Annotated in this window: 5 protein-coding genes; 3 read left to right on the top strand and 2 right to left on the bottom strand. The window is 75.1% G+C overall.

The window, feature by feature from the left end; translation table 11 throughout:
- The first annotated feature begins 256 nt into the window (after window positions 1–256).
- Entirely contained in the window at window positions 257–1,348 is a 1,092-nt protein-coding gene (locus AC0CYZ_RS30120) for a glycosyltransferase family 4 protein (RefSeq protein ID WP_472221789.1), read from the top strand.
- Between the two features lie 4 nt (window positions 1,349–1,352).
- On the opposite strand, the gene AC0CYZ_RS30115 is transcribed toward AC0CYZ_RS30120, so the two are convergent.
- Window positions 1,353–3,425 carry an amylo-alpha-1,6-glucosidase gene (locus AC0CYZ_RS30115; protein ID WP_472221788.1) on the bottom strand — a complete coding sequence of 691 codons (2,073 nt, stop codon included), beginning with the start codon at window positions 3,423–3,425 and terminating at the stop codon, window positions 1,353–1,355.
- Window positions 3,426–3,466: 41 nt separating this feature from the next.
- The gene (locus AC0CYZ_RS30110; protein ID WP_472221787.1) at window positions 3,467–3,733 is read right to left on the bottom strand and encodes a GlsB/YeaQ/YmgE family stress response membrane protein; all 267 of its coding nucleotides are present in this window, start codon (window positions 3,731–3,733) and stop codon (window positions 3,467–3,469) included.
- 220 nt (window positions 3,734–3,953) lie between these two features.
- Between AC0CYZ_RS30110 and AC0CYZ_RS30105 the strand changes: the two genes are divergently transcribed.
- Together AC0CYZ_RS30105 and AC0CYZ_RS30100 are read left to right on the top strand one after the other, a co-directional pair.
- Window positions 3,954–5,342 carry a cytochrome ubiquinol oxidase subunit I gene (locus tag AC0CYZ_RS30105; RefSeq protein ID WP_472221786.1) on the top strand — a complete coding sequence of 463 codons (1,389 nt, stop codon included), beginning with the start codon at window positions 3,954–3,956 and terminating at the stop codon, window positions 5,340–5,342.
- A partial coding sequence (locus AC0CYZ_RS30100; RefSeq protein WP_472221785.1) for a cytochrome d ubiquinol oxidase subunit II occupies window positions 5,339–6,542 on the top strand: 1,204 nt, incomplete at its 3' end. The genes AC0CYZ_RS30105 and AC0CYZ_RS30100, both read left to right, overlap by 4 nt.

Below are 6,542 nucleotides of genomic sequence, written 5' to 3'. Positions count from 1 at the left end.
GAGCGGGTCGACGCCGCGGAGACGATTCCGACCCGTCGGGTCGAAGAGTGGTCGGTATCGCGGGCGCCGACCGTCGGCCGGCCGCCGATCCCCGGTCCGGCGAGGTCGGCGTGGTCCGTGCCGGTGCCCGGGGACGGCTCGGCCCGAGGGGCGAGGCTCCACCGGGCGGATGTGACCTGCCGAGCCGATGCCCCTGACCGTCGACTCCCTGCACCGTGTCTGACCCAGGGAGTGCGGTCGAGGTGGAGGAGGCACGGTGACCAGGTGGGCGGAGAGGGAGCGCGGCGACGGCCCGCTGCACGTCGCGGTGATCGCACCGCCGTGGTTGGAGCTGCCGCCCGACGCCTACGGCGGCGTGGAGTCGGTGTGCAGCGACCTCGTCGACGCCCTGGTCGACCGCGGCGTCCAGGTCACCCTCCTGGGCCCGGGACGACACGGGACCACCGCCGCGTTCCGACCGACCGGCCCGACCGCCGACCCCCGGCTGATGGGCCGAGCGCTGCCCGAGGTGGTGCAGGCGGTCCGCCTCCCCGAGCTGCTGGCCGACCTCGCCGTCGACGTGGTCCACGACAACACGCTCGCCGGCCCGCTGGTCGGCGCGGAGCACGGGCTCCCCACGGTGGTCACCGCGCACGGGCCGGTGGAGGGCGACATGGGCGTGTACTACCGGTCGCTGTCCGCCCGGGCGTCGCTCGTCGCGCTCTCCCGCGCCCAGCGCGAGCGCCTGCCGACGGCGCGGTGGGCCGCGACGGTGCCTAACGGTGTCCGTCCCGACCGCTTCCCGTTCCGCGCCGCGAAGGGCGACTACGCCCTCTTCCTCGGGCGGATGAGTCCCGACAAGGGCCCGACCTGGGCCATCGACGCCGCCCGCGCGGCGGGCATCCCCCTGGTGATGGCGGCGAAGTGCCGTGAGGACCCCGAGGTGGAGTACTTCGAGCACGCCGTGGCCCCCCGGCTCGGTGGCGACGTGCAGTGGATCGGGGAGGTCGGCGGCCGGCGGAAGCTGGACCTCCTGGCGGGCGCGCGCTGCCTGCTGTTCCCCGTCGACTGGGAGGAGCCCTTCGGCCTGGTGATGATCGAGGCCATGGCCTGCGGTACCCCGGTGGTGGCGTTGCGGCGGGGCGCCGTGCCCGAGGTGGTCGACCACGGGCTCACGGGCTGGGTGTGCGACCGGCCCGCGGAGCTGCCCGCGGCGTTGTCGCGGACGCACGAGATCGACCCGCGGGACTGTCGCGCGGCCGTCGAGGAGCGGTTCTCCGACGCCGCGCTCGCCGCCGGCTACGAGCGCGTGTACCGCCGGGTCGCCGCGGCCCGCCGGCCGCCGGCGGCCTCGCGTCCGGCCTCCTGACCGGTCAGGCGCGGCCCGGCGGCGCCGGCGCCGGCGTCACGTGGGGCGGCAGCCCGTGGACGTCCCACCCGTCCACGTCGACCTCGAGCACGAGGCGCGACCCCGCCAGGGCCAGGTTGCCGATCCGCAGCGGCAGCATCGCCGGCGGCAACGCCGGGTCGAAGCCCAGCCGCCCACACCGCAGATCGGGATGGAAGCGCAACAGACTCCGCAGGAGCGACACGGGGGTCGCCGCCGCCCACGCCTGCGGGGAGCACGACGTCGGGTAGGGCACCGGGGCCGGGAACTCCTCGCGGTCGAAACCGCAGAACAGCTCGGGCAGGCGGCCGCCGAAGGCGCGGGCGGCGTCGAGCATCCCCAGCGCCACCCGCTGCGCCTCGGACACGTGCCCGTAGCGCATGAGCCCGGCCGCCACCAACGCGTTGTCGTGCGGCCACACCGACCCGGTGTGGTAGCCCATGGGGTTGTAGGCGCCCATGTCCGAGGCGAGCGTGCGGACGCCGAAGCCGGTCCACATCGTCTCCCCCAGCAGGTGACGGGCCACGCGGCCCGCGCGCTCCGGCGGCACGATCCCCGACCAGAGGCAGTGGCCGATGTTGCTGCTCAGCGCGTCCACCGGCCGCTTGTCACCGTCGAGCGCCATCGCGTACCACCCGCGATCGGGCAGCCAGAAGCGTCCGTCGAAGCGCTCCTGCAGCACCGCGGCGCGGTGCCGGTGCTCGGTCGCGGTCCGCGGGTCGTCGACCGCGTCCGCGAGCTCGGCCCGGGCGAGGTGCGCCGCGTACACGTACCCCTGGACCTCGGCCAGGGCGATCGGCGGCTCGGCGATGCGCCCGGCCGCGGTGGTCACCCCGTCGAAGGAGTCCTTCCAGCCCTGGTTGACCAGCCCGCGGTCGGAGGCCCGCTGGTACTCGACGAAGCCGTCGCCGTCGCGGTCGCCGTAGTCCGCCACCCACGCCATCGCCCGGTCCGCCGCGGGCAGCAGCTCGCGCAGCTCCACGCCGGCCAGACCCCACCGGTGCAGCTCGCCCAGCACCACCACGAACAAGGGGGTGGCGTCGACCGTGCCGTAGTAGGCCGAGGAGCCGATCCGGCTGAGGCTCCCCTCCCGGCCGCAGCGCACCTCGTGGACGATCCGGCCGGGCTCCTCCTCGGTGAGCGGCTCGACCCGGCGGCCCTGCAGGTCGGCGAGCATGCGCAGCGTCCCCAGGGCGAGCTCCTGGTCCAGCGGCAGCGCCATGAGGCTCGTGAGCAGCGAGTCGCGGCCGAACAGCGCCATGAACCACGGCGCCCCGGCGGCGACGACCCGGCGGTCGGGGTGGGCGGGATCGTCGATCTGCAGGGCGCCGAGGTCCTCGGAGCTGGTGTGCAGCGTGGTCTCCAGGCCCGGCCGCGGGGTCTCGGCCACCGGCGCCGACAGCCGCCACCGCGCCATCCGCCGGGCGGCCTCACCTTCCGGGGACCCCTCGTCGTGGATCGGCAACGTGTCGCACGGGCCCAACGCGACCCCGACCACCCAGCGGGTCGTCCACGTCTCGCGTCCGGGGACGAGGACGGTGTGGCGGAACGTCGTGCCGGTCGTCGCCGGTTCGCCGTCACCGACGACACGCATCCGCGACCGGTGCGGCGAGGACGCCAGCACGAACGTCACCGCGTGCTCGTCGTCCTCCAGCGCCACCCGGGGTCGTCGGTCGACGCGGCTCTCCTTGACCTCGAAGAGGTCGGCGAAATCGGCCTCCACCTCGAGCTCGACCGTCAGCCCGGCCGCCTCCGCCGAGAGATTGCGGATCCGCAGCTCGTCGACCATGCCGTCGCCGACGCTGCGGGTGCGCTCGACCAGGAGGGTGGCGTCGGCCCGACCCTTCCGCGGCGGCGTGCGCCCGACGAACGTCGCCCGGAAGCGCTCGCTCTCGAGGATCCCCAGGGGCTCGACCGGGGCCCCGTCGATCCGCAGCCGCCAGGCCGACACCACGCGGGTGTCGTCGACGAACAGACCCTGGACCCCACCGGGGACGACGTCGCCACCGGCCGTCGACAGGCAGAAGGTCGTCCCGGCGACCAGGGTCGTCGTGCCCACGTCACCTCCGACCCGCGGCGGCGCCTCCCCGGAGACCCCGCTCACGTCCGGGCACGCCGTCCCGCCACGAGGCGGTAGATCCCGAGCACGACCAGCGAACCGACGAGGGCGAGCACCCACGTACGCAGGTCGAAGAAGTCCCCGAGACCGGTCCCGAACAGCGCACGTCCCACGAACCCGCCGAGCAGGGCCCCGACGATCCCGAGCACGCCGGTGACGATGACACCACCGGGGTCGTCACCGGGCATGATCAGCTTCGCCAACGCGCCCACCACGAGTCCCAGCACGATCCATCCGAGAATTCCCATGACCGCTCCTCCGTCACCTCTCGATCGTTCCGCCCGACGCCGCGGACTCCGGCCGGGGGGATCCGACCGGCCGCTCCGCGGGGGCGCCCACGATCCGCCGCGCACGCTCCGGCCGTCGCGGTCACGCCGGGTCGAGAACCCCCGACCCCGCTCGTCCTGTCGTGCGAGGGCGGTCTCCGGTCGGTTCCCGCCCGCCCGGGGGGCCGCCACCCTCGTCGAGGTGTTCCCTCCCGCGGGCCAGCCCTTCCTGGACCAGGCGCGCCAGCTCCAGGCCCTGTCGTTCGCCGCGCACATCCCGCTGGTGTGCTTCGGCATCGCCTTCCCGGTGCTCGTGCTGCTCCTCGAGGGACTCCACCAGCGGACCGGAGCCGCACTGCACCGCGACCTCGCGCGCCGCTGGAGCCGGGTGATGGCGGCACTGTTCGCGATCGGCGTCATCACCGGCACCGTGCTCAGCGTGGAGATGGCCCTGCTCTGGCCGGTCTTCACCGCGACCTTCGGCGGTGTGTTCGGCCTCGGGTTCGCCATCGAGGGGTTCTCCTTCTTCACCGAGGCGGTCTTCATCGGCATCTACCTCTACGGCTGGGACCGGCTCCGTCCGCGCGCACACCTGGCGTGCGGGATCCCGATCGCGGTGGCCGGCGTGACCGGGTCGTTCATGGTCATCTCGGTCAACGCGTGGATGAACCACCCCGGAGGCTTCACCCTGCGGGACGGGCGTGTGGTCGACGTCCGTCCCGCCGAGGCGCTGTTCGCCAACCCCTACCTGTGGCACGAGTTCGTGCACATGTACGTCGCCGCCTTCGTGGTGACGGGGTTCGCCGTGGCCGCGGTCTACGCCATGGAGCGGCTGCGCGGGCACGACTCGGCGTACGACCGGCTGGCCCTGGCGGTGCCCGTGACGGTGGCCTCGGTCGCGGCGATCGTGCAGGTGCTCGTCGGCGACTGGGCCGGGCGGGCGGTGGCGCGCTACCAGCCCGTGAAGCTCGCCGCGCTCGAGGGCCTCGGGCACACCGTCGCCGGGGCACCGGTGCACGTCCTCGGCTGGTACCGCGACGGCCAGGTGGTCGACGGGATCGAGCTCCCACGGATGCTGTCGCTGCTGGCCGTCCACGACCCCGACGCCGTCGTGACCGGGCTCGACGCCGTCCCGCCCGACCAGGCGCCGCCCGTCAACGTCGTGCGGATGGCGTTCCAGGCGATGGTGGGCGTCGGGACGTTGCTGGCCGTGCTCGGGGTGCTCTCGCTCGTCGTCCTCGTCCGCCACCGTCGGCTGCCCGCGTCCCGGTGGTGGAGCCGGGCCGTGGTCGTGGCCGGCCCGGCCTCGCTGGTGGCGCTGCTGTGCGGCTGGGTCGTCACCGAGGTCGGGCGCCAGCCGTGGACGGTCTACGGCGTCATGCGCACCCCCCAGGCCGTCACCGCGGCGCCCGGGATCCCGGTGGGGTACGCCGTGCTCGGTGCCGTCTACGTCGGTGTCGCCGTCGCGTTGGTGTGGGTCCTGCGCCGCCTCGCGGCGGTCCCCCTCGACGAGGACCCGGGCGACGGCGACGTCCGTGGTGGACCGGCCGAGCCGGTGCCCTCCGGCGGGCGCATCGGGGGTGCGGCATGACCCTCGCGGAGCTCCCGCTCGTCGTGGTCCTCCTCGGCCTGGCCGCGTACACCACCCTCGGCGGCGCCGACTTCGGCGCCGGGATGTGGCAGCTCACCGCCGGTCGCGGCCCGGCCGCCGAGCGGCTGCGCGACCACGCCCACCACGCGCTGGCCCCGGTGTGGGAGGCGAACCACGTCTGGTTGGTCTTCGTCCTCACCGTGGCGTGGACGGCCTACCCGGTGCTGGTGGGCGCCGTCGCCACCACGCTCACCGTGCCGCTGTTCCTGGCCGCCCTCGGCGTGCTCGCCCGCGGCGCGGCCTATGCGCTGCACGCCGGCACCCGGACGGCGCGCGAGCGCCGGACCGTCGACACCCTCTTCGCCGCGTCGTCGGTGCTGACCCCGTTCTCGCTCGGCGCCGTCGTCGGCGGCATCGTCTCGATGCGGGTGCCCGTCGGCAACGCGGCCGGGAACCTGTGGACGAGCTGGCTCAACCCGTCGTCGCTGACGATCGGGGTCCTGGCGGTGGTCCTCTCGGCGTTCCTCGCCGCCGTCTACCTCGCCGCGGACGCCGCGCGCATCGGCGCACCCGACCTCGAGCGCCGCTTCCGCGTGCGCGCTCTCGCCGGCGGCGTCGTGGCCGGTGCACTCGCCCTCGGCGGCCTGGTCGTGCTCCGGGTCGACGCTCCGCTGGTCGAGCGGGGACTGCTGCGCTGGCCCGGCTCGGTCGCGCTGGCGCTGTCCGCCGGCGCGGGCCTCGTCACGCTCGGTCTGGTCGGTGCACGTCGGCACGACGCGGCACGGCTCACGGCGGCCCTGGCGGTGGCCGCCGTCGTGGCCGGCTGGGGCCTCGCGCAGCATCCCGTGCTGCTGCCGGGCCTGACCGCGGATCAGGCGGCCGCCCCCGCCCCCACGCTCGTCGGACTGCTCATCGCGGTGGTCGGCGGAGCCGTCGTGCTGGTGCCCTCGCTGGGGCTGCTGTTCTCCATGGTGCTGCGCGGCCGCTTCGATCCCGGCGCGACGACGCCGGTGGAGGACACCGACCGTTCCGGTCGCGAAACGGACCGGCGACAGGTGCGCCCCGCCGGGGCCGGGCGTCGCTCCGTGCTGCTCGCCGTCGGCCTCCTCGTCGCGGGGACGGGACTGCTGACCGTCTCCGAGTCCGGGCAGGCCCACGCCGTCGGCGTCCTCGCCCTGGCCGCCGCCGCCGCGGCGGGCG

This window comes from Actinomycetospora sp. (genome assembly GCF_055612215.1).
The sequence above is the reverse complement of the archived record's forward strand: the minus strand, read 5'-3'. Positions and strand labels throughout refer to the sequence as shown.